Source organism: Propionivibrio limicola (assembly GCF_009469695.1).
Taxonomy (GTDB): domain Bacteria; phylum Pseudomonadota; class Gammaproteobacteria; order Burkholderiales; family Rhodocyclaceae; genus Propionivibrio; species Propionivibrio limicola.
The window spans coordinates 150,666-172,087 of sequence record NZ_SSSR01000001.1; the positions used below are offsets into that span (position 1 = coordinate 150,666).

A 21,422-nucleotide genomic window follows, 5' to 3' on the forward strand; every position below is an offset into this window, starting at 1 on the left:
TCAATCGGGCACTTGCCCCCCGATGGTTATGAGGCAGAACTTGTCTGCGGTCGGCCAACTGCCGTCCTTTGCCCTTCCTCTTGAGCAGTAGTTCAGGTGTCTGGTTCACTCTGAAACCAGCCGAGTGATCCACAGAAGGCGCTCGGCCACAGACAACCTTGGGACGTACTGAAAAACTCCTGTCATTTTGCATCAACGAAAGAGCCAGTCTGAGAAAATAGGGGAAGTGATTTCGGATGTTGAGAGATGAAACAGATCAGTTTTTCGGAAGGGGAGTTTTCGGGGAAAAAGCGGGTAACGCGTCGGGAGCGGTTCCTGAGCGAAATCGAACGCGTGGTTCCGTGGCAAAAGCTCATTGACGTCATTGCCCCGCACTACACCAAAGGGGGCAAGACAGGGCGGCCGCCAATTCCGCTGGAACGCCTGCTTCGAATGTACCTGGTCCAGCAATGCTTCGCTCTCTCGGACGAAGGCACGGAAGACGCCCTGTACGACAGCCAGGCGATCCGTGACTTTGTCGGCATGGATCTGGCGCGCGAAAAAGCCCCGGACGCCACCACGCTGCTGAACTTCCGCCATCTGCTGGAGAAGCACCGCCTCACCGAAGGCCTTTTCGCCGCGATCAACACCCATCTAACCGAGAAAGGCCTGATCCTCAAGGAAGGCACGATCATCGATGCCACCCTGATCGCCGCCCCCTCCTCGACCAAGAACAAGGAAGGGAAGCGCGACCCGGAAATGCACCAGACCAAGAAAGGCAACCAATGGCATTTCGGCATGAAAGCGCACATCGGCGTCGACGCCGCCTCCGGGATCATCCACACCGTCGTCACTACGCCCGCCAACGACCATGACGTCACTCAGGCCGGAAATCTGTTGCACGGCGAAGAGAAAAGCGTGTTTGGCGACGCCGGATACCAGGGTGTCGAAAAGCGCGAAGAAAACAAGGATTGCCAGATCAACTGGCATGTGGCCATGCGCCCGGGCAAGCGGCGCGCCCTGCCGGACGATGAAATCGGCCGGATCGACGAAGCCATCGAAAAGCTCAAGGCCAAGGTTCGAGCCAAGGTGGAACACCCGTTCCACATCCTCAAGAACCGCCTGGGGATGAAGAAGACCCGTTACCGGGGACTCATGAAGAACACGGCGCAACTCTTTACCCTGTTCGGCATCGCCAATCTGCTGATCGCCAAACGGAAACTCTTTGCTCTTGACGGGGGAGGTGCATCCTGAAAACAGGAAAAGCCCGTAAAACGGGCTTTTCAAGGTCGGGGAACGGCTAAAAACGACAATTTTTTTCGGGAAAAACCGAAAAAAATTCCCAACAACGATACTTGCGAAAAATTTGGCGTGTTGTTCAGCGCTTCCCTCCGCTCTGAAACTTGCCGTGTGGTCAATTCACAGTGATTGGACAAAGCTGACCTTGGCCCAGTGGCTAGATTTAGGCGGTAATGCGACAGTCAACTGCCGTTCAACTGCTGACGGCAGATCAGTGTGTTCCTAGAGCTGGCCTTAGATATTACAGTGAGCAAATATATAGGGCGGACTCATTTGGGACGGGAATGTCTAATTGAAGGCCAAATTCCATAGCTTCCGCCAGGACCAGTGAATCGAACGAATCCGCCACCACTCTAAGTCCTATTATTTTTGCTTTGTAGAGGCGCTTTTTGCCAACATATATCGTATCCCCAACTGATACGGATTGCTCCGCAGAAGCAACGACACCATAAATATTTCCGGTAAACCGCTTCTTAATTGTTCCAAAAATCGACGACAAATTACAACGAACACTGTCTTTTATAAGAGTAGAACGTAGCAGATCACCCAATGACTTAGCTACCAGACGAGAGAACTCGCTGTATCTTTTAATCTCACCCGCGGCAGCCACAGTGCCGACGTCACCATGCGCTGTATCATTCCTGTGCTTAACAAACTCGGCAAGATAGGTCTCTGGATTATACTGACCGCCAAGTTCATTAAGGCAAAATTCATTTATATCTTCGCTTTGATTTACCCACGAGAAGGCTGAGTCAAAACCAATCTTCTTAAAGACTCTATTTAAAGTGTCTGGGCGATAATTGTCTGAATCAGTAAGAAATGCTTCGGGAAGCAGCCTATATGCATTCCCACGTAGACCGTCGACCAATCCACACGCAATTTGGTCTTCCGTCAGCTTTCCGTAGATAGGTTGGGTAGTGCTCCACTTCATGAGAACATGTCCGATACCAATTCGGTGGCTGGTTCTCAAGTCCTGACAAAGATCAATATATCCGGAATAAATCCGCGGCAAGTACCCAACATACTCTTCAACCAATTCGGCTATGCACTGTTCAAAAACAGCGTAAATTCGTGTAACTGCTGCATAGTGGTCAAACAGCTGCCAATCCAACTTAACCGGCGCCAACTGCTTAAGAAGCTCTAATGAAGCCGGATCGATTCGAAAGGGCTCATCAGGTAAGTTGCCATAGATCAACGTTCGAATTGAATCATGCCACTGAACAACGGCCGTTAATGCATCTATTTCTTTGTCTAGACGAGCAAGAACGTTGTCAAACATTAATATTATTCCCCGCGAATTACCGAGGAGAATAAGTCACGGAAAAGACTAATTCTATTTTGGATGGAATCTTTTGTATTCCCTTGGCCTGTAAATGTGCCTGGATTGGCTGTCTCGATCAGCTGTTTTGCCTTAGAAGCTATAATTTCTCGCCTTGCGGTTAGAACATCGGCTTGGTCCTGCAATTCACTCAGACTAACCATAATAGCGTCAGCATACGCAATCTGGGGCTTCGTCGCCCAGTCGCCAGATTTCTGAATCCAAGGGCGGAACAACTTGTCTCCAAATATCTGGTTAGCCAAGACGATCGTATTAATAAACAGAATTTCAAGAAACGATATATCATCGCTATTGAAGTTTCGGCTACGGACCATGTACTGATTCAAGAAACTCTGCATTCCGCCACGATAATATTCAACATGCCTGAGTGCGAAAAATCGGAGTACAAACTCCACATCTCGCATTTTGCTAAAGTGGGGGTTTTTCAGCAAAGTGTCTGGCGGGTTTTCAATTTCTTGTTCACTAAATCTTTGCAGCCCCCAAACAGACCTCATTAAATCGTGCCGCGACAGTTTGATTAACAACCGGTCAAATTCATTGTGGTAAATACAGTGACGAACTTCTTGATTTTCGAGTTCTACACCGCCTGTATTTAGTCTTTCGAAAACCTGCTGCCGGAGCAACATTTCTTCATCTTTAGACGTTGCCGACTCCTTTAATAAAACGATATACGAGATAGACCTTCGATCTAAACCTTTCTTAATCTCGGAGGGCAATTTGGAATATATTTTCCCATTCAACTCTGGCCACTGTTCCAAGCCTTTTAGTTTGAACTTGTTCTCGTAGAAGTCAAAAATAGCCGAGATGCGCTGTTGTCCGTCCATTACCTCATAACGAGCCAAATCCGATTCATATAAAAAACACGGCGGCACCGGAATGTTCATGATAAAAGACTCAATGAGCTTGGATTTCCTTTTGTCATCCCATCGCTGACGACGCTGGTAGAACGGCTGCAGCTTTAGCCATCCTTCCCGCTTTATGGCCGAAACAAAATTTGGCAATTGCTCCCTATTAGTTTCAGTGACAATTCTAAGCTCACGCCGACCATATTTAAGATTGATTTCGTCATCGGTAACCGGATCCCTTGATTCCAGTGAAACGTTTCTCCACATTACTCTCTCAGTCGGGGAGTGTTTTACCATTATTACTTCCTTTCAGATTACCGGCGCCAGTTCATGCTTTCAGCATCCGTTCCGAGGGAGGATATTCAGCGATATCTTCCGGAGGTTGCCAATATGCAAATTCCTTACCATCCTGCCCTGAAATGCTTAGATTTTCAAGGTAACACCTCCACCATCCGGATTGTCTGAAACCAATTTTTCTTAAGCAACTACAGGCTACCGATCTTCGTCACCTTCCCATGTCTCACTGCCGGCAAAATCCACGACGCCATCCGAACGACAGTTTTGGCGCGAATGCACGAATTCATCCGCGCAGAAAGCAGCCGCTTGAAGGATCGTAAGCTTGAACTGCTGATCACGACGGCGCGATTTAACACCGGCAAAGCCGTCCAGAACGGGCCCGCCTTCACGGCGGGCTTTTTCATGGTATCGGCTACAGCTTCTTCACCTCGATATCCAGCGTCTGGATGCGGTAGGCGATCTGGCGGGGGGTCATGCCGAGGAGGCGGGCGGCGCGGGCCTGGACCCAGCCGGCTTGTTCGAGGGCGGCGATAACACGCTCGCGTTCGTCGAGTTCGATGTCGTCGGCGGGCTCCGTTGGAACGGGTGACCGCACGGGCGGCGCCGACGGCGCACGCGGGGCGGCATACGGCAGCGGCGAGGGGACACCACTCGGCGCACCGTGGTCGCGATGCCGGTCGATCAGGACCAGTTCGGCTTCGATGTTGCCCGTTTCCGACATGACGGAGGCACGCTCCAGGCAGTTCTCCAGTTCGCGTACGTTGCCCGGCCACGCGTACTGCGACAATTTGCGCAGCGCGCCTTCGGTCAGCGTGAGGCGCCGCCCCTGCGCCTTGCCGATGCGGCCGACCATGAAATTGGCGAGATCGGACACATCCTCCAGCCGGTCGCGCAGGGCTGGCAGCACGATCGGCATGACGTTCAGGCGGTAGTACAAATCCTCGCGGAATTCGCCGGCGTCGACCGCCGCTTCGAGGTCGCGGTGGGTAGCGGCAATCACGCGCACGTCGACCTTGATCGTCGCCGAGCCGCCGACGCGTTCGAGCTCGCCCTCCTGCAGAACGCGCAACAACTTGGCCTGGAAGGCCGGCGAGATTTCGCCGATTTCGTCGAGGAAGAGCGTGCCGCCATTGGCCGCTTCGAAGCGGCCGCGCCGGGCGGCAATGGCGCCGGTGAAGGCGCCCTTCTCGTGGCCGAAGAGTTCGGATTCGAGCAGGTTTTCCGGCAACGAGGCGCAGTTGAGCCGGACGTACGGCGCGCTGGAGCGCGGCGAATGGTAGTGGATGGCGTTGGCGATCAACTCCTTGCCGGTACCGGTTTCGCCGCGCAGCAGCACGGTCGTGTTCCACTTCGACACCATGCGCACCTGATCGAAGACGCGGCGCATGGCCATCGAGCGGCCGACGATGTTGTCGAAGCCGTACTGGTGGCGCACGGTGCGGCGCAGGGTGTCGCGCTCTTCGGCGATGGTTTTCTTTTCCTTTTCGATTTCGAGCGACAGGCGCACGCTCTGCCCGATCAGGCTGGCGACCATTTCGACGAAGCGGGTGCGCTCTTCGAGCATGCCGTCGTCGGGCGTGTTCGGCTGCACGGCAAGCACGCCCTGCAGCGTTCCGCCGAGGCTGATCGGCGCGGCGATGAACGGCAGCCGCCGGTCGTAGATACCGACGCGGTTGAGAAAGCGCAGGTCGTCGCCGGTGCGGGCAACGGCGATGGTGCGCTTCTCTTCAAGGATCAGGCCGAGCAGACCTTCGCCCGACTGGTAGCGCACCGACGCCAGTTCGCCGTCGTCGATGCCATTGACGGCGTTGGCGACGAGGTCGCCCGTCTCCGGATCGAGCACCGTCACCATGCTGCGGCTCATGCCGGCCTGCTCGTCGAGCGCGCGCAGGATTTCCTTCGAGGTCCGCCGGAAATCAAGCGAACGCGAAAGGATGTCGCCGACACGGTAGAGCGTTTCCAGCTCGACCCGGCGCAGGACGCTGAGATTCAAATTGTTGCTAGCACTCATCATGGCCATGTTTTTATCTTTACTGCGCCGGAAGCGTGATGCGGACGCGGCAGCCGCCGCGGCTCGTTTCGTCGAGTTCGATGACGCCGTTGTGATCGGCGGCGACCTGCTGGGCCGATGACAGCCCGGTGCCGAGATGCTGGCCGCCGGCCTTGCGCGTCGAGAAGAAGGGCTCGAAGACCTTGAGCCGGAGTTCCGGCGGGATGCCGGGGCCGCTGTCCTCGATCACCACTTCGACGCTGTCGCCATTGGTTCCGGTGGCGCGCGTCGTCACGAACAGGTCGCGCTGGCGCCAGCCCTTGGTATTCATGGCGTCGATGGCGTTATCGACGATGGCCTTGAACATCATCCGCACGCGGTTCGGATAGGCGTTGACGCTCGGCAGCACGGCTTGCGGCCGCCATTGCACGGTCACGCCGGCCGAGAGCATGCGCATCGTGGTGAGATCGAGCACGTCGCGGATGGCTTCATTGACATTGACCGACGTGCGCGATTCGGCCAGATGCCCGGGAATCGCGCTGCGCAGGCTTTCCACCGCTTCGCGCCCGGCGTGCATGGCTTCGGCCAGAACGCCCGCCGCGGGCGAGGGGCTGCCGGAATGTCCATTATTCCCACTCCGCCGCTCCATCGTCGCCAGCACCGAGGCCATGATGTTGAGCGGCCCTTCGATCTTGAACACGGCGGCGGTGAGGATTTCGCGCAGGCCGTCGACGCGCGATTCCTCGGCCATCATCGCCTGCAGCAGCGCGAGGCGCGTTTTTTCCTGCTCCATTTTCTGGCGCGTCGTTTCCTTGGCGACCAGCAGCAGATACAACGCATTGCGCTGATCGAAAAAACGGTCGGGATCGCTGTCGTTGCGCTGCACCCAGATGCCGGAACAGGAGAACCAGCGCGGCGCGCCGCCCGGCGTGTCGATGCGCACTTCGCGGTCGTTGAAGGCGTAGCGGCCGCGCCCCGGCAGGCTGGTATAGGAGCCATCGTTCGCACGTATGGCGGCCAGAATCTGCGCCGCCGGATCGGCGACATGCAGGTCGATCATCAGCTTCTTGTACTCGTGGTTGTCGAGCACGACCTTTTCCTCGGCATCGAGCAGCGCCAGCACGACCGGTGCCGAATCGACGACCGACTCGATCAGCGCTTTCTGGCCGATCACCTCGCATTCGAGTTCGTGCAGCGTCGTGATGTCGCGGTGGATGCCGAGAAAGCGGGTCACACCGCCGTCGGCATCGGCCACCGGCGTAATCAGCAGATCGGCCAAATACTTGGCGCCGTCCTTGCGCCGGTTCACGAGGCGGCCGCTCCACGCGTGCCCGGCATGCAGTTGCGCCCACATCTGCTTGTAAATCTCCTCCGGCGTCGCCTTGTGCGAGAGCACCGACGAATTGGCGCCGATCACGTCGTCCGGCGCATAGCCAGTCACGCGGGTGAATGCCGGATTGACATAGAGAATGTTGGCGTCGGCGTCGGTGATGGAGATGGCGATATCCGCCTGTTCGACCGCTTGCTGGAACACTTCCGGCGCGATGGCCGGCTTGGCGTCATGCGGGGTGTGCAGTTGAATTTCCACGTTGGCTCCCTTTCCTGATGCCTGGCTAACAGCAATTTTCAAGCCAAGGCCCGGATGAGCGGCGATGCGAGGCCGCCGGTTTTTCGCCCGCCGCACGCCTGACGCTGTCGCGTTTCTCGCAAAGTGTAGGGATTGCGACATACGGCACGCCCGATAACGGCCGCGAAATCAGGCCGCCTTCCGCCGTTGGCCGTACGCGCAGCCGACGGCTCCAACCCCCGCAAAACCCCGATGCGGTGCAGGTTTTTCCGTCGTCGCACGTTTTTGGACGGCCCTCTGCCCGCCGCCGGACAAGGCCACTGGCACGGATCGTGATAGGGCGACAGTGACTTCCCCCTGGAACACTGACATGAGCGAATACTTTTTCCTGCTGATCACAACGGCCCTCGTCAACAACGTGGTGATGGTCAAGTTCCTTGGCCTCTGCCCGTTCATGGGCGTTTCCAAGCGTATCGACAGCGCCCTCGGCATGGGGCTCGCCACCACGTTCGTCATCGTGCTGGCCGCCTCCGTGTGCTGGAACATCGAACACTGGCTGCTGGCGCCGCTCGGTCTTGGCTACCTGCGCCTGCTGACCTTCATTCTCGTGATTGCCGCCGTCGTGCAATTCACCGAGATGGTGGTGCACAAGATGGCGCCGAGCCTGTACCAGATGCTCGGCATCTACCTGCCGCTGATCGCCACCAACTGCGCGGTGCTCGGTCTGGCGCTGATCAACATTCAGGAAAAACACAGCTTCGTCACCACCGTGATTTACGACTTCGGATCGGCGTTGGGCTTCACCTTGGCCATGGTCATGTTCGCCGGCATGCGCGAACGTCTGTCACTGGCGCGGGTACCGGCTGTCTTTACCGGAGCGCCGATCGCCTTCGTTCTGGCCAGCCTGATGTCGCTCGCCTTCATGGGCTTTTCCGGCCTCAACTTCAAATAACAGGAAAAGGAGACAACGATGCTTGCCGCCGTTACTAGCCTGACCGCCCTGGGTGCCATCCTCGGCTGCGGACTCGGCGTCGCCGCCCGCAAATTCGCCGTCGAAGGCGACCCGCTTGCCGATGAAATCGAAGCCATGATGCCCGGCTCGAACTGCGGCCAGTGCGGCATGGCCGGCTGCTCGGCCGTAGCCAAGGCGATCGCCGAAGGATCGGCCACCGTCACCATCTGTCCGCCGGGCGGCAAGGCCCTGGCCACGGCGCTGGCCGCCAAGCTCGGAATTTCCGTGGATCTTGGCGACGTCGTCGATAGCGGTCCGCAAATCGCGCAGGTCAAGGAAGAAATCTGCATCGGTTGCTGCCGCTGCATGAAAGCCTGCCCGACCGACGCCGTCGTCGGCGCCGCCAAACAGATTCACAACGTCATCCGCGAAGCGTGCACCGGTTGCGGCAGCTGCGTCGAACGCTGCCCGACCGAGGCGATCACGCTCCGCCCGGTTCCGGTGACCCTGCAGCACTGGGTCTGGCCGAAACCCGAGATTGAAGCCGAAGCCTGAGGTAAATCATGGGACTCATCGAAAAGTTTCTCCACAACCTGAAAGCCCCGCACTGGGGCGTTCATCCGGATGACCACAAACGCCCGGCCGCCGACGCGCCAATACGCGTCCTCCCCCTGCCCGCACGGCTCTATGTGCCGTTGCAACAGCACGTCGGTCAGGCCGCGCGTCCCATCGTTCTCGTCGGTCAGAAAGTCCTGAAGGGACAGCTGATCGGCGAGCCGCAGGGACGCATCTCGGCGCCGGTGCATGCGCCGACCTCGGGCACGATCACGGCGATTGGCGATATTACGGCGCCGCACGCTTCCGGCCTGCCCTTCGACGCGATCACGATCACTTCGGACGGGCTCGATCAGGCGATTGAGGTCGATGTGCCGGCCGATCCGTTTGCCTTGTCGCCGACCGAAATCACCAATCTGATCGCTGCCGCCGGTATCGTCGGCCTCGGCGGCGCGACTTTCCCGGCCTCGGTGAAGATGGCGCTCGGCAAGCGCAGCGAGATCACGACGCTGATCGTCAACGGCGGCGAATGCGAGCCCTACCTCTCCTGTGACGACCGCGTCATGCGCGACCACGCCGCCGATGTCGTCGATGGCGTCCGCCTGATGATGTACGGCATGGGCGCCAAGGAGGCGCTGGTCGGCATCGAGGACAACAAGCCGGAAGCCATTGCCGCCATGCGCAAGGCGGCGTCGCACTTCCCCAAAGTCAAGATCCGGCCGGTGCCGGCACGCTACCCGATGGGTTCCGACCGCCAGCTGATCCAGACGCTGACCGGCAAGGAAGTCCCGTCCGACTGTCGCGCCGCCGATGTCGGCGTGATCGTCAACAACGTTAATACCGCCTACTGCGTGCATCGCGCCCTGCGCTTCGGCGAGCCGCTGATCCGCCGCATCGTCACCATCAACGGCGGCGCCGTCTGGCAGCCGGGCAACCTCATGGTGCCGATCGGCACGCTGGCCGCCGACCTGTTCGAGTTCGTCGGCCTGAAGAGCGAACCGGCGCGGCTGGTCATGGGCGGCCCGATGATGGGCACCGTGATTTCTCATGCCAACATTCCGGTCGTCAAAGGTACATCGGGCTTTCTGGCGCTCAGCGAAGAAGAAATCCCGCATAGCGAAGCCGGTCCGTGCATCCGTTGCGGCAATTGCACCAGCGTCTGTCCGATTGGTCTGCTGCCGCTCGAGATGGCCGCCCGCGTGCGCGCCGGCGATCTCGATGGCGCCTCGACGATGGGGCTGTCGGACTGCATTTCCTGCGGTTGCTGCTCGTACATCTGCCCGTCGCACATTCCGCTCGTTCAATACTTCTCGCACGCCAAGGGTGACCTGTGGGCGCAGGAGCGTAGCAAGCTGAAGATGGAAGCGGCCAAGAAGCTGGCTGTCGACCGCGCCGCTCGCCTCGAACGCGAAGCCAAGGAAAAAGCCGAAGCCGCCGCCCGCCGCAAGGCCGAACGCGATGCGGCGAAAGCCGCCGAAGCCGCCGCGAAAGCCGCGGCGGCAGCAACCGAAAGCACCGCAACCACTACGGAGACCGTGTCATGATTCCCGTCCTTCCGGCCAGCGCGCCCGCCACGGCGCCCCATACCGTCACCGGCAGCAGCGTCACGCGCATCATGCTGATCCTGCTCGCCACGCTGGTGCCGGCCACCGTTTATGGCTTCTGGCTGTATGGCTGGCCGAGCATCTTCCTGTGGATCGTCACTGTCCTCTCCGCCCTGCTCGGCGAAGCAGCATGCCTGAAAATGGCCGGACGCCGTGCCATGCCGTCGCTGCTCGACGGTTCGGCACTCGTCACCGGCTGGCTGCTGGCGCTCTCGTTGCCGCCCTGGGCGCCTTGGTGGATCGGCTGCATCGGCGGCCTGTTCGCCACGATTCTGGCCAAGCAGGTGTTCGGCGGTCTCGGCTACAACCTGTTCAATCCGGCGATGGTCGCCCGCGTCTTCTTGCTGATTTCGTTCCCGGTGCAGATGACAATCTGGATCGCTCCGATGCCGATCACGGCGCCGGCCGCGCTCAATTTCCACGACGGACTGCTCGTCTTCATCCGCGGCATCCCGGATCTGGACGCGGTGACCAGCGCTTCCCTGCTCGGCTTCGCCAAGACGGAACTGTCGCGCGGTATCGATCTGTTCCACTCGCTGGCCGCTTCGACGGCGCCGGTCACCACGTTCTCCGGAAATCGCACCGGCAGCCTCGGCGAAACGGCGGCCTTGCTGATCGCCGCCGGCGGGCTCGTGCTCATGGCGTTCCGCATCATCAGCTGGCACATTCCGGTCGCCATGCTGGCCGGCATCGCCATCCCGGCGCTCATCTTCAACAGCATCGACCCGGCGCGCTATCTCGATGTCTCGGCACACCTGCTCTCGGGTGCGGCGATGCTGGGTGCTTTCTATATCGCCACCGATTACGTCACCTCGCCCAACACCAAGTACGGGCAACTTGTCTTCGGATTCGGCTGCGGCTTTTTGACCTACGTCATCCGCACCTGGGGCGGCTATCCCGAAGGCGTTGCGTTCGCTGTGCTGCTGATGAACGCCGTCACGCCGGTCATCGACCGCTACCTCAAACCGCGCATCCTCGGCCGCGACTGGCGCGGCGCTCCCCTTGACCCGGCAATCGAAAAGGCAAAGTCATGAGCAAACTTGACGAATTGAGAGATCGCCTCTTCTATCAACCGCTGTCGCTCGGCCTCATCGCCTTAGCCACCAGCGCCGCGCTGTCCTTTGCCAACCAATCGACGCAGGAAGGCATCGCCGACGCGGAAAAACGCGACCTGCAAACCTCGTTGAGCGAGGTGTTGCCGGCCGGACATGGCGATAATGACCTGCTCAAGGACACGGTGACGGTCGCCGACAACGACGGCAAGGAAGTCACCATCTACCGCTCGCGCAAGGCCGGTACGGTCAACGGCGTCGTGTTCAAGACCGCCGCGCGGGGTTACGCCGGCGACATCGTGGTCCTCATCGGCCTGGATGAAAAAGGCACGATGCTCGGCGCCCGCGTCATCAAGCACCAGGAAACGCCGGGGCTTGGCGACAAGATCGAAGTCGCCAAGTCGAAATGGATTCACGACTTCGAGGGCAAATCGCTCGACAACCTGCCGGCCGAAAAATGGGCGGTGAAGAAGGACGGCGGCGTCTTCGACCAGTTCGCCGGCGCCACCATCACGCCACGCGCCGTCGTCAAGGCGGTCAAACAGGGGCTGGATTTCTACGCCGGCCACCGAGAGGAAATCCTGTCCGCGCCCACGCAAGGAGAAGCGAAATGAATATCCGCGAAATCATGAAGAACGGCCTCTGGGACCAGAACATCGTTTTCGCCCAAGTGCTCGGCATGTGCCCGACGATGGCCGTCACCACCAGTGGCACCAACGGTCTCGGAATGGGGCTGGCGACCACCGCCGTGCTCGTCGGCTCGAACATGATCATTTCGTCGATTCGCAATTTCGTCTCGCCGCAGGTGCGGATTCCGGTCTACATCGTGCTCATCGCCACGCTGGTCACGATTGTCGACATGGTGCTCAACGCCTGGATGCACGATCTGTACCGCGTGCTCGGGCTGTTCATCGCGCTGATCGTCGTCAACTGCGCAGTGCTCGGACGGGCGGAATCATTCGCCTCCAAGTCCGGCATCGTCGCCTCGGCGTTCGATGGCTTGTTCATGGGACTCGGTTTCACACTCGCCCTCACCGCCATCGGACTGATCCGCGAACTCATCGGCATGGGAACGTTATTCAGTCAGGCGAGCCTGTTGCTCGGGCCCAAATTCGCCTTCCTCGAAATGACGGTCATCCCGAACTACGGCGGCGTGCTGATGATGATTCTGCCGCCGGCCGGTTTTCTGGTACTCGGCCTGATGCTGGCGGTCAAACGCTTCTATGAACTCCGCGCCGCCGCGAAGGAAACGGCCAAGACCACTGCCTCGCCCACTCCGCTGGCCGAAGGCGCCATCGGTTGCCATTGAGAGGAGAAAACACCATGCAAATCGGAGTTGCCTATTCGGAGCAGGCCCAGCAGATCTGGATGAACATCGAGGTGCCGGAGGAAGCGACCGTCAAGGACGCGATCGACAAGTCGGGCATTCTGAAGATGTTTCCCCATATCGATCTCGACGCACAGAAAGTCGGGGTCTTCGGCAAGGTCGTGAAACTTCAGGCGGGATTGAAAGCGGGCGACCGGGTCGAGATTTACCGCCCGATCATCTGTGATCCGCAAACCGTGCCGCGCCGCGACGGCGCGGGGGATGACGAATAACGCCACCGGCCGATCGCGTTAGCGTCGGCCGTTTCCGTTGCTCGGAGAACTGGAGGCAAGATAAGCAGCGAATTCGCGCGCCGGAAGCGGCGGGCTGTAGTAATACCCCTGCACTTCGTCGCAATGATAGAGGTGCAAGAGATCCAGCACCGGCTTTGTCTCGACGCCTTCGGCGATGGTCCGCAAACCGAGGCTGCGCGCCATCTGGATGATGGCGCGGACGATGGCCGCATCTTCCTGCTCTGTCGCCAGCCCGCGGATGAAGGCTTGATCGATTTTCAGCTTGTCGACTTCGAAGCGCTTCAGGTAAGCCAAACTTGAGTAGCCGGTACCGAAGTCGTCGATCGACAGTTTGACGCCCATCAGCTTGAGCCTTTTGACGGTGGCCAGCACATTCTCCGTATCGCGGATCAGGATCGACTCGGTCAATTCGAGTTCGAGCATGGCGGGATCAAGCCCAGACTCTTCAAGGGCGCGGGCGACCGAGTACTCGATGTTGCCGCGCTTGAATTGCAGCGCCGACAGATTGACGGCGACCGTCGGCGCGGCCGCCCCGAGCGTCTGCCAGCGCACCGCCTCGCGGCACGCTTCGCGCAACACCCAGTCGCCAATCTCGATAATGAGCCCGGTTTCCTCGGCCACCGGGATGAAGCGGCCGGGGGATACCACACCGAGGTCGGGATGCTTCCAGCGGATAAGCGCTTCGGCGCCGATCAACTCGCCGCTCGCGATGTTGATTTGCGGCTGGTAGTGCAGCACGAACTGGTGATTCTCAAGGCCACGCCGCAATCCGGCATGCAGCATGACCTGCTCGACAGCGTCATCGTTCATGCCGTCGTTGAAGAAGCGATACGTATTGCGCCCCGCCTCCTTGGCGCGGTACATCGCCATGTCCGCTTTCTTCAGCAAGGTGGCGAAATCCGCGCCGTCTTCGGGATAGATGACGATCCCCGCCGACAGTGAGGTCGTCACCTCCTTGCCCTCGATGTCGAACGGCTCATGCAGCCGCTCCATCAATTCGCCCAGGAACGTGACAATCGCGTCAGGCTCGGCGAGATTGGCGAGCAGCAGCACGAATTCGTCGCCGCTCTGCCGGCTCAAGGTGTCCGTACCGCGCAACGATTCGCTGATCCGGGCGGCGATTTCGATCAAAAGCCGATCAGCCGCCGTGCGGCCAAGAAAATCGTTGAGCTTTTTGAAGCGATCAAGGTCAAGGACGATCAGCGCGACCTTGGTGCCAGCCTTGGTCGAAAAGGCGATCGACTGCTGCAATCGGTCCTGCAACAGCACCTGGTTGGGCAGGCCGGTCAGCGAATCGTGGTAAGAAAGAAAGCGCGCCTTTTCTTCGGCCCGCTTCCGTTCGGAGATGTCCGAGACGATCCAGATGCTCCCCTCGTCGGGTCTTTCGGGATCAATGGCGCGGCCAGCCAGTTCGCACCAGAATGTGCTCCCGTCGGCACGCATCATGCGCAGTGTCGCGGAAAAATTTCCGCCCCCGCCAATCCCTCCATAGGCCTCCTCGCCCAAGGCGGCGAAGGTTGCATCGCTATCGTATAAGGCTCTGGTCGTCTGGCCGATGAGCGAGCCATGCGGGTAGCCGTAGATTTCCTCGTAACGTCTGTTGCATGAGACGATCTTGCGTTGGCGGAGCATCACAATGCCGACCAGCGCGTTATCCAGCAAGGCGTCCTTTTCCGCCAGCAGCGCTTCGACCATTTCGAGACTGCGTTGCCGCTCGGTCACGTCGCGCCCAACCATCACGCCGTACGGACGACCTTCAAGCACCGTTACCCGGTAGGTGAGCTCGATGGAAAGGCGGGAGTCGCAGCACTGGTGGTCGATAATGAGCGTATGGCCCGGCGACTCGGCGCTACCCGCTTGAGCGGAGCCTCGGGCCTCACCCACTTCGCGACGAAGTTCCTGCAGCACATGCGCCGTATCGCCCAGCCCCAATTCGGCGAATGGGCGGCCAATCACCGTCTCGACGGGCTTGCAGACAACGCGGCCAAGTGCAACGTTGGCATCGACTATCGTTCCTGCGCCAAGATCGACGAGGATGACGAAATCCGTCGTCCGATCAAGCAGCGTACGGAACCGTTCGAGGCGATCCATGTTCTGCCGCAACTGCGGGTAGTAGCTCTTGTGGAACGACCGTTCGCCCAGCCCGATAATGCTGTCTTTGCGCGACCCCCAGTCGTCGCCGTCAGATGGCTTCACCATAAATAGCCTTTACATCTGCTGCGCCTGCATGACGCGGATTCGTAACGAGGCAGGCATCCTTGATCGCATGAACGGCAAGCTCCTCTATATCCGCCACGCGTACGCCACGCTGGCCAAGGCCGCCCGTTATGCCCAAACGATGCCTTAGCTGATTGAGTACTCCGGAAATCCGGTCCGCACATTCCTGATCTGTCAGACCGCGCGCATACATGCCCATGGCCTCGCCGATCTGGCGGTACCGTTCCGGCGCAGCGGCGAAATTGAACCGAACAACATGCTCGAGCAGCAACGCATTGCATTCGCCGTGTGGAAGATCGAGAAAACCGCCCAGTGAATGAGCCATCGCGTGCACCGCGCCGAGGCTGGCGTTCGAAAAGGCCAGACCGGCCTGCAGGCTGGCCAACGACATGTTCTCCCTTGCGTTCAGATCATCGGGGATGAAGACGGCATGTTCGATGTTTTTCCAGATCAGGCGTATCGCGGCCAACGCGTGCACATCGACCACGGGGGAACTTGCCGAGGACACATAAGCCTCGATGGCGTGCGTCAAAGCATCGACGCCCGTGCACGCGGTCAGGTAGGGATCCATGGTGAGCGTCGTTGCCGGATCGACCAGCGCCACATCGGGAATGACAGTCTTGCTGATGATCGCCATCTTGTAGCGATTCAGCGAATTCACGATGATGCAGAACTGCGAGATGTCGGCCGCCGTTCCGGAGGTTGTCGGGATGCAAATGAGCGGCGGGCCGGGTACTTCAACGCAATCGATGCCCTCGAATTTGCCGACGTGACAGCGATTAGCGTGCACAATCCCGATAGCCTTCGCGCAATCGATTACGCTTCCACCGCCCAGCGCGACGATGACATCACAGCGTTCTGCCGCATAGGCTTCCGCCCCGGCCATGACTTCATGATCTTTTGGATTTGGCGAAAGGCCGAGAAAAACCACGGCGTCGACGCCTACGTCGGAGAGATCTTCGCAAACTTGCGCCAGCCAGCCGGCCGCTGCCACTCCGGCATCGCAAACGATAAACACCCGCCTCGCCATCATATTGCGCGCATAAAACCCGACGCGCCGGCGCGATTCAACACCGAATATGAATTCCGGCGCAACGAACTTGCGCATTTCGTACAGAGCCAATTTGCCCCCCGATCCAATCCAGATACCAAGGCTGAACTCGGACGTGCGTTTGCTGCACCCGAGTTTCCCTTCATTCCCTCATTCATTTCTGAGTATAGCGACAGACTCCAACTTTTTGCCCGCAAGCCGCGTGCGGGATGCGTTCCATTGGTGTCCTCCGTTTGGCAAATTCTACAAAACGGCGGACTTTTTTATTTCCCGCCTACGCCACTCCGTCTGGGGTTTGGGGAAAATCGCCCCCTCGTGTAGTTACGCAACAACGCCCCGTAACCTCACTTCCACGACGGGCTAATCCGAATTGCGGTGCTTTACGATCGACCAATTTGCATCGTTTCGAATTCCCAGCATTGTAATTTCCCCATCTTCAACCCTGACCAATCGATCGGCCTTGGCGATGACTCGTTTGTCATGCGTCGAGAAAATAAACGTTGTGCCGTCCGACTGGTTAATCTGCTTCATCAGATTAAGGATTTCCTCGCCAGTTTTGTGATCGAGATTGGCGGTCGGTTCATCGGCCAACACGATAGCCGGATGAATCGCCAGCGCTCGAGCAATCGCTACGCGCTGCCGCTGCCCACCGCTGAGCTGGTTCGGACGATGATCATGAAATTTCGTCAGGCCAACCACAGCAAGGAATTTTGCCACCCTCTCTTTTCGCTCGTGTGACGAAATATCTTTTCGCTGAAGTAACGGATACTCGACGTTCTCAGCAGCCGTAAGAACGGGAAGCAAGTTAAAGGTTTGGAAGACAAACCCGATCGTCTTGTTGCGCAATTCGGCAAGTTGATCGGGCGTCCTTCCGCTGACATCGTTATCGTTGATAAAGATCCTGCCGCTTGTCGGCGTATCGATACATCCGATCAAATTGAGCAATGTGGTCTTGCCACTCCCGGAGGGACCGGCTATCGCCAGAAATACCCCCCGCTCAAACGACAAGGTGATGTCCTTAAGTGCCCGAACTGTCTGATTTCCGAGCGAATAATCTTTATAGACATGTTCTACGCGGACTATACTCATTCGAACTCGTCCTAACGACACAGTTGAAGTTGAAGAATCAGTTACGGCAGGAACATAGCATGGCGATCGAAATTCCTCTTAAGCGTGCCATAAAATTTGGCAAACTATTGTGCGCTTCCCTGATGATACTTCCCACCTGCGCGGCCTACGCCGCAGACCCGGTGCTGCCGAGTGCAACCTCCTCAACTATAGACGTCCGCGCGATTGTCGAAAAAGCCGATTTGGTCCGCTTTCCCGCAGAGAGCTTTCAAGTCGACGTCGCGATCACCACCACACATTCTGGCAATGCAGCCGAAGAACGGAAGTACCGGGTCCTCTCCAAAGGGAACGCCAACACGATCGTCATGGTGACAGAGCCAGCTGCAGAACGCGGCCAGATCATTCTCATGAAGGAGCGTGACCTGTGGATATTTATGCCCGACGTCTCGCAACCGATACGAATAGCGCTATCACAGCGACTCACGGGGCAAGTCGCCAACGGAGATTTGGCGCGTGCGAACTTCGCCGGTGACTACGATCCAAAACTACTCCGCACCGAACTTATTGATTCAGAAATATATTACGTACTCGAGCTCAACGCGATCGACAAGAGCGTCACGTATCAAAAGGTTATTTACTGGGTCCGCCAAAAGGACCATTGGCCTTATAAAGCCGAGTTCTACTCCTTATCGAGTAGACTGCTAAAAACCTGCAGGTATGAGAGCTTCAAACTTCTTGAAGGGCGAACCAGGCCAACGCGACTGATAATGGACGACGCAATACGGGATGGCTCCCGCTCCATTCTTCAATACAGCAACATGAAGCTAAAAGATCTTCCCGACAAACTATTCACCAAAGATTATCTGAAAAAACTTGATTGATAGTCAGCAATTTTCTGACTTGGGACCTGTAGGTATGGGGAAATCAATCAGTCATCCATACAAAAAAACGCCCTGAAAACCAGGGCGTTTTTCCTTCCTGAATTACAAAAGCATCAAAGCGATTGCGAAAGCGTGTACGCGCATAACCACATCAGACCGTTAGGAAAAACTCCAAGCAAAGCGACCAACAATCCGTTCGCTGAGATAAGAACTTTTACTCCGAGAGGCGCAACGACCCGCGCTTCCTCTACCGGCTGATCAAAATACATGACCTTTACAACGCGAAGGTAATAAAACGCTCCAACCAACGAGAAGAACACCGCCGCTATCGCTAGCCAAAGATACCCGGCCGCCACAACCGCCTGAAGAACTGAAAACTTCGCGAAAAATCCCACAAAAAATGGAATACCGGCCATCGAGAACATCATCATCATCAGAAGAGCCGCATACCACGGATTGCGCTTGTTAAGCCCGGCTAGATCCTTAATCTCCTCAGACTCAAACCCGGTCCGTGCAAGCAAGGTCAGCATGCCAAATGCCCCGGCACTGGTCAGCACGTACGTAATGACATAAAACATCGACGAACTATAGGCATTCAGCGCAAACCTGGCGTCCCCCCCCACAACCCCGGTCACCATCCCAAGCAACATGAAGCCCATGTGCGAAATTGCGGAATATGCAAGCATCCGCTTGATATTACTCTGCGAAATCGCGGCGAAGTTTCCAAGCGCCATCGACAGAACGGAAAGGATCAGGAACATTATTTGCCAATCTGCCGACGCAATAAGCAATCCATTGACCAGCATCCGGACCATGATTGCGAAGGCAGCAAGTTTGGGCGCACTGGCGATAAATAGCGTAACAGCCGTCGGGGCTCCTTGATAAACATCCGGGATCCACATATGAAATGGCACGACACCAAGCTTGAATGCAACTCCGGAGACCAAAAATACCAAACCAAACGCAAGAATCGTCCTGTTAATTTGGCCATTGAATGCCTGCTCGGCAACTGCAGTAATCTCAAGCGTACCGGTTGCGCCGTAAATCATCGACATTCCATAGAGCAAGAGGCCCGAAGCGAGCGCCCCAAGCACAAAATACTTCATCGCAGCTTCCGTTGATGTCACAGAATCACGATTAAGGGCAACCATCGCGTACAACGAAAGGGACAACAGTTCAATACCGATATACACCGTTAAGAAATGATTGGCCGAAATCATGACCATCATTCCAAGTGTCGCAAACAACGTAAGCACGTAAAACTCGCCTCGTGCCAATTGTGGTCGGTCGTTAACATACCCGCGTGAATAAAACAGAACGACGGATACGGTCACATATACGCACAACTTGAGCAGATCTCCCATGAGATCTCCGACGTACATGTTATTGAACGTGTAAAGGATTTGCCCGGAGCTGGTCAACAGCGTAGCTACCGCTGCCCCAAGTAGCGAAACCTGTATCAACGCAAATGTGAGCGTACGTTTCTTGTCCTGCACGAATACATCAACGATAAGAACCAAGCATGCCATAGCCAAAACCACGATCTCCGCACTGGCTAAACGAAGATCAGGAACCACAAATTGCATATCGGCGAGCGTCATAAAAACACCACTTATAAAATCTTACTAACGGCAACGTGGCGCAAAAGTTCATTCACGGAACTATGCAAAACTTCCGTAAATGGATATGGGTAAACCCCCATTCCAAGCGCACCAACGGCTAGCAACGCGAGTACAAAAAACTCTCTCGCGCTGATGTCTGACAACTCCGCGACATGATGATTTCCGACGTCCCCAAACACGACACGCTTATACATCCATAACGTGTAGGCGGCACCCAGTATCATCGTTGAAGCGGCTGTGAACGCAACCCAGAAATTAAACTTAACTGATGCAAGAATCACCATAAATTCCCCGACAAACCCTGAGGTCGCGGGAAGCCCGGCGTTTGCCATGGCAAATAACATAAAAAAGGCAGCGAATTTCGGCATCGTGTTAACGACACCACCATAGTCCGCGATCTGCCGGGAATGGACCCGATCATACATAACCCCAATGCAGAAGAACATGGCACCGGCAACAAATCCATGCGACACCATTTGCACGATGGCCCCTTCCAAGGCTAGAGGACTAAACATGAAAAAGCCGAGGGTAACGAATCCCATGTGTGCGATCGAAGAATACGCAACCAGCTTTTTCATATCCTGTTGGACGAGTGCGACGAGCCCGATGTAGACCACCGCAATAAGGGAAAGTCCAATCAATAAGCCAGAAAATTCGTGTGAGGCATCCGGTGCAATCGGCAACGAGAATCGTAAAAACCCGTATGCACCAAGCTTTAGCGCAATGGCTGCCAAAACAATAGAACCGCCCGTTGGTGCTTCTACGTGAGCGTCAGGCAACCAGGTATGAACCGGCCACATCGGAACTTTCACCGCAAAGGCCACCATAAATGCCAAAAACACCCACTTTTGCGCATCCAAAGCCATCGGTAGCTGGTGCCATTCCAAAATCGAGAAGCTATTCCCCGACACAAAATACAAATAAATCAGAGCGATCAAGAAGAGCAGCGAACCCAGCAACGTGAAAAGAAAAAACTTAAACGCGGCATAAACTCGATTCGGGCCACCCCACACACCGATTATGAGATAAAGAGGAATAAGTGAGGCTTCAAAAAAAACATAAAACAACATTCCATCAAGCGAAGCGAAAATTCCGTTAAGGAATCCCGACATGATCAGAAAGCCCGCGTTGTACTGCGCGACCCTGAAATTGATTACTTTCCACCCGGCAACAACGACGATGAACGTAATAAAACTGTTGAGAATTATGAACAGCACCGATATCCCATCGACGCCCAGGTGGTAATTAATATTGAAACGCGGGATCCATGGCATTAGCTCAACGAACTGCATGGTGGGCGTCGACACATCAAATCCCGTATAAAGGGGAATCGTAACTAAAAAACCTATTCCAGCACCGATCAGCGCAAATTTCCGCGCCAGCGACGCATTACGCTCCGCCCCGCTAGTCAATACAACAAGACCGGCAAGTATCGGCACCCAGATCGCGAGAGATAGTAGAGGCATTTCTGACATTTTTAGACT

Annotated in this window: 18 protein-coding genes; 9 read left to right on the top strand and 9 right to left on the bottom strand. The window is 57.0% G+C overall.

Going from position 1 to position 21,422, the window contains the following annotated elements; genetic code table 11:
- The first annotated feature begins 246 nt into the window (after positions 1-246).
- Positions 247-1,233: an IS5 family transposase gene (locus GH659_RS00730; protein WP_153108801.1), complete on the top strand. Its 987-nt coding sequence runs from the start codon at positions 247-249 to the stop codon at positions 1,231-1,233.
- A gap of 286 nt (positions 1,234-1,519) precedes the next feature.
- Here GH659_RS00730 and GH659_RS00735 read toward each other — a convergent pair whose 3' ends face one another.
- The 4 genes from GH659_RS00735 to nifL all read right to left on the bottom strand — a co-directional run bounded on the left by GH659_RS00735 (position 1,520) and on the right by nifL (position 7,337).
- Complete coding sequence (locus GH659_RS00735) at positions 1,520-2,557, bottom strand: MAE_28990/MAE_18760 family HEPN-like nuclease (protein WP_153108802.1); 1,038 nt, start codon at positions 2,555-2,557, stop codon at positions 1,520-1,522.
- 5 nt (positions 2,558-2,562) lie between these two features.
- Complete coding sequence (locus GH659_RS00740) at positions 2,563-3,729, bottom strand: DUF262 domain-containing protein (protein WP_211364054.1); 1,167 nt, start codon at positions 3,727-3,729, stop codon at positions 2,563-2,565.
- Positions 3,730-4,171: 442 nt separating this feature from the next.
- Positions 4,172-5,779 carry a nif-specific transcriptional activator NifA gene (gene nifA, locus GH659_RS00745; RefSeq protein ID WP_153108804.1) on the bottom strand — a complete coding sequence of 536 codons (1,608 nt, stop codon included), beginning with the start codon at positions 5,777-5,779 and terminating at the stop codon, positions 4,172-4,174.
- A 10-nt stretch (positions 5,780-5,789) separates the two neighbouring features.
- Positions 5,790-7,337 (bottom strand): nitrogen fixation negative regulator NifL, encoded by a 1,548-nt coding sequence (gene nifL, locus GH659_RS00750; protein WP_246167599.1) that lies wholly within the window; start codon positions 7,335-7,337, stop codon positions 5,790-5,792.
- 349 nt (positions 7,338-7,686) lie between these two features.
- On the opposite strand from nifL, the gene rsxA reads away from it, so the two are divergent.
- The 7 genes from rsxA to GH659_RS00785 are packed head-to-tail and all read left to right on the top strand — an operon-like array spanning position 7,687 to position 13,078.
- On the top strand, positions 7,687-8,268 hold the full coding sequence (gene rsxA, locus GH659_RS00755) for an electron transport complex subunit RsxA (RefSeq protein ID WP_153108806.1): 582 nt from the start codon (positions 7,687-7,689) through the stop codon (positions 8,266-8,268).
- An 18-nt stretch (positions 8,269-8,286) separates the two neighbouring features.
- Positions 8,287-8,823, top strand: coding sequence for an RnfABCDGE type electron transport complex subunit B (locus GH659_RS00760; protein ID WP_153108807.1), 537 nt, complete (start codon positions 8,287-8,289; stop codon positions 8,821-8,823).
- Positions 8,824-8,831: 8 nt separating this feature from the next.
- Complete coding sequence (rsxC, locus tag GH659_RS00765) at positions 8,832-10,367, top strand: electron transport complex subunit RsxC (protein WP_153108808.1); 1,536 nt, start codon at positions 8,832-8,834, stop codon at positions 10,365-10,367.
- Positions 10,364-11,461: an RnfABCDGE type electron transport complex subunit D gene (locus GH659_RS00770; protein WP_153108809.1), complete on the top strand. Its 1,098-nt coding sequence runs from the start codon at positions 10,364-10,366 to the stop codon at positions 11,459-11,461. The genes rsxC and GH659_RS00770 overlap by 4 nt, the downstream gene beginning before the upstream one ends.
- The gene (gene rsxG / locus GH659_RS00775; protein WP_153108810.1) at positions 11,458-12,093 is read left to right on the top strand and encodes an electron transport complex subunit RsxG; all 636 of its coding nucleotides are present in this window, start codon (positions 11,458-11,460) and stop codon (positions 12,091-12,093) included. Before GH659_RS00770 ends, rsxG begins: the two co-directional genes overlap by 4 nt.
- The gene (locus tag GH659_RS00780) at positions 12,090-12,788 is read left to right on the top strand and encodes an electron transport complex subunit E (protein WP_153108811.1); all 699 of its coding nucleotides are present in this window, start codon (positions 12,090-12,092) and stop codon (positions 12,786-12,788) included. Before rsxG ends, GH659_RS00780 begins: the two co-directional genes overlap by 4 nt.
- Positions 12,789-12,802: 14 nt before the next feature.
- Positions 12,803-13,078 carry an RnfH family protein gene (locus GH659_RS00785; RefSeq protein ID WP_153108812.1) on the top strand — a complete coding sequence of 92 codons (276 nt, stop codon included), beginning with the start codon at positions 12,803-12,805 and terminating at the stop codon, positions 13,076-13,078.
- 18 nt (positions 13,079-13,096) lie between these two features.
- On the opposite strand, the gene GH659_RS00790 is transcribed toward GH659_RS00785, so the two are convergent.
- The 3 genes from GH659_RS00790 to GH659_RS00800 form a co-directional block, all read right to left on the bottom strand.
- Positions 13,097-15,298, bottom strand: coding sequence for a putative bifunctional diguanylate cyclase/phosphodiesterase (locus GH659_RS00790; protein WP_153108813.1), 2,202 nt, complete (start codon positions 15,296-15,298; stop codon positions 13,097-13,099).
- Positions 15,282-16,424 carry an alcohol dehydrogenase-like regulatory protein ErcA gene (ercA, locus tag GH659_RS00795; RefSeq protein ID WP_153108814.1) on the bottom strand — a complete coding sequence of 381 codons (1,143 nt, stop codon included), beginning with the start codon at positions 16,422-16,424 and terminating at the stop codon, positions 15,282-15,284. The genes GH659_RS00790 and ercA overlap by 17 nt, the downstream gene beginning before the upstream one ends.
- 303 nt (positions 16,425-16,727) lie before the next feature.
- The gene (locus GH659_RS00800; protein ID WP_153108815.1) at positions 16,728-17,456 is read right to left on the bottom strand and encodes an ABC transporter ATP-binding protein; all 729 of its coding nucleotides are present in this window, start codon (positions 17,454-17,456) and stop codon (positions 16,728-16,730) included.
- A gap of 59 nt (positions 17,457-17,515) precedes the next feature.
- On the opposite strand from GH659_RS00800, the gene GH659_RS00805 reads away from it, so the two are divergent.
- The gene (locus tag GH659_RS00805) at positions 17,516-18,316 is read left to right on the top strand and encodes an outer membrane lipoprotein-sorting protein (protein WP_153108816.1); all 801 of its coding nucleotides are present in this window, start codon (positions 17,516-17,518) and stop codon (positions 18,314-18,316) included.
- 113 nt (positions 18,317-18,429) lie between these two features.
- Here the strand turns inward: GH659_RS00805 and nuoN are convergent, their stop codons facing one another.
- Positions 18,430-19,902 (bottom strand): NADH-quinone oxidoreductase subunit NuoN, encoded by a 1,473-nt coding sequence (gene nuoN, locus GH659_RS00810; RefSeq protein ID WP_153109036.1) that lies wholly within the window; start codon positions 19,900-19,902, stop codon positions 18,430-18,432.
- A 26-nt stretch (positions 19,903-19,928) separates the two neighbouring features.
- Entirely contained in the window at positions 19,929-21,413 is a 1,485-nt protein-coding gene (locus tag GH659_RS00815; protein ID WP_153108817.1) for an NADH-quinone oxidoreductase subunit M, read from the bottom strand.
- Positions 21,414-21,422: the final 9 nt, after the last annotated feature.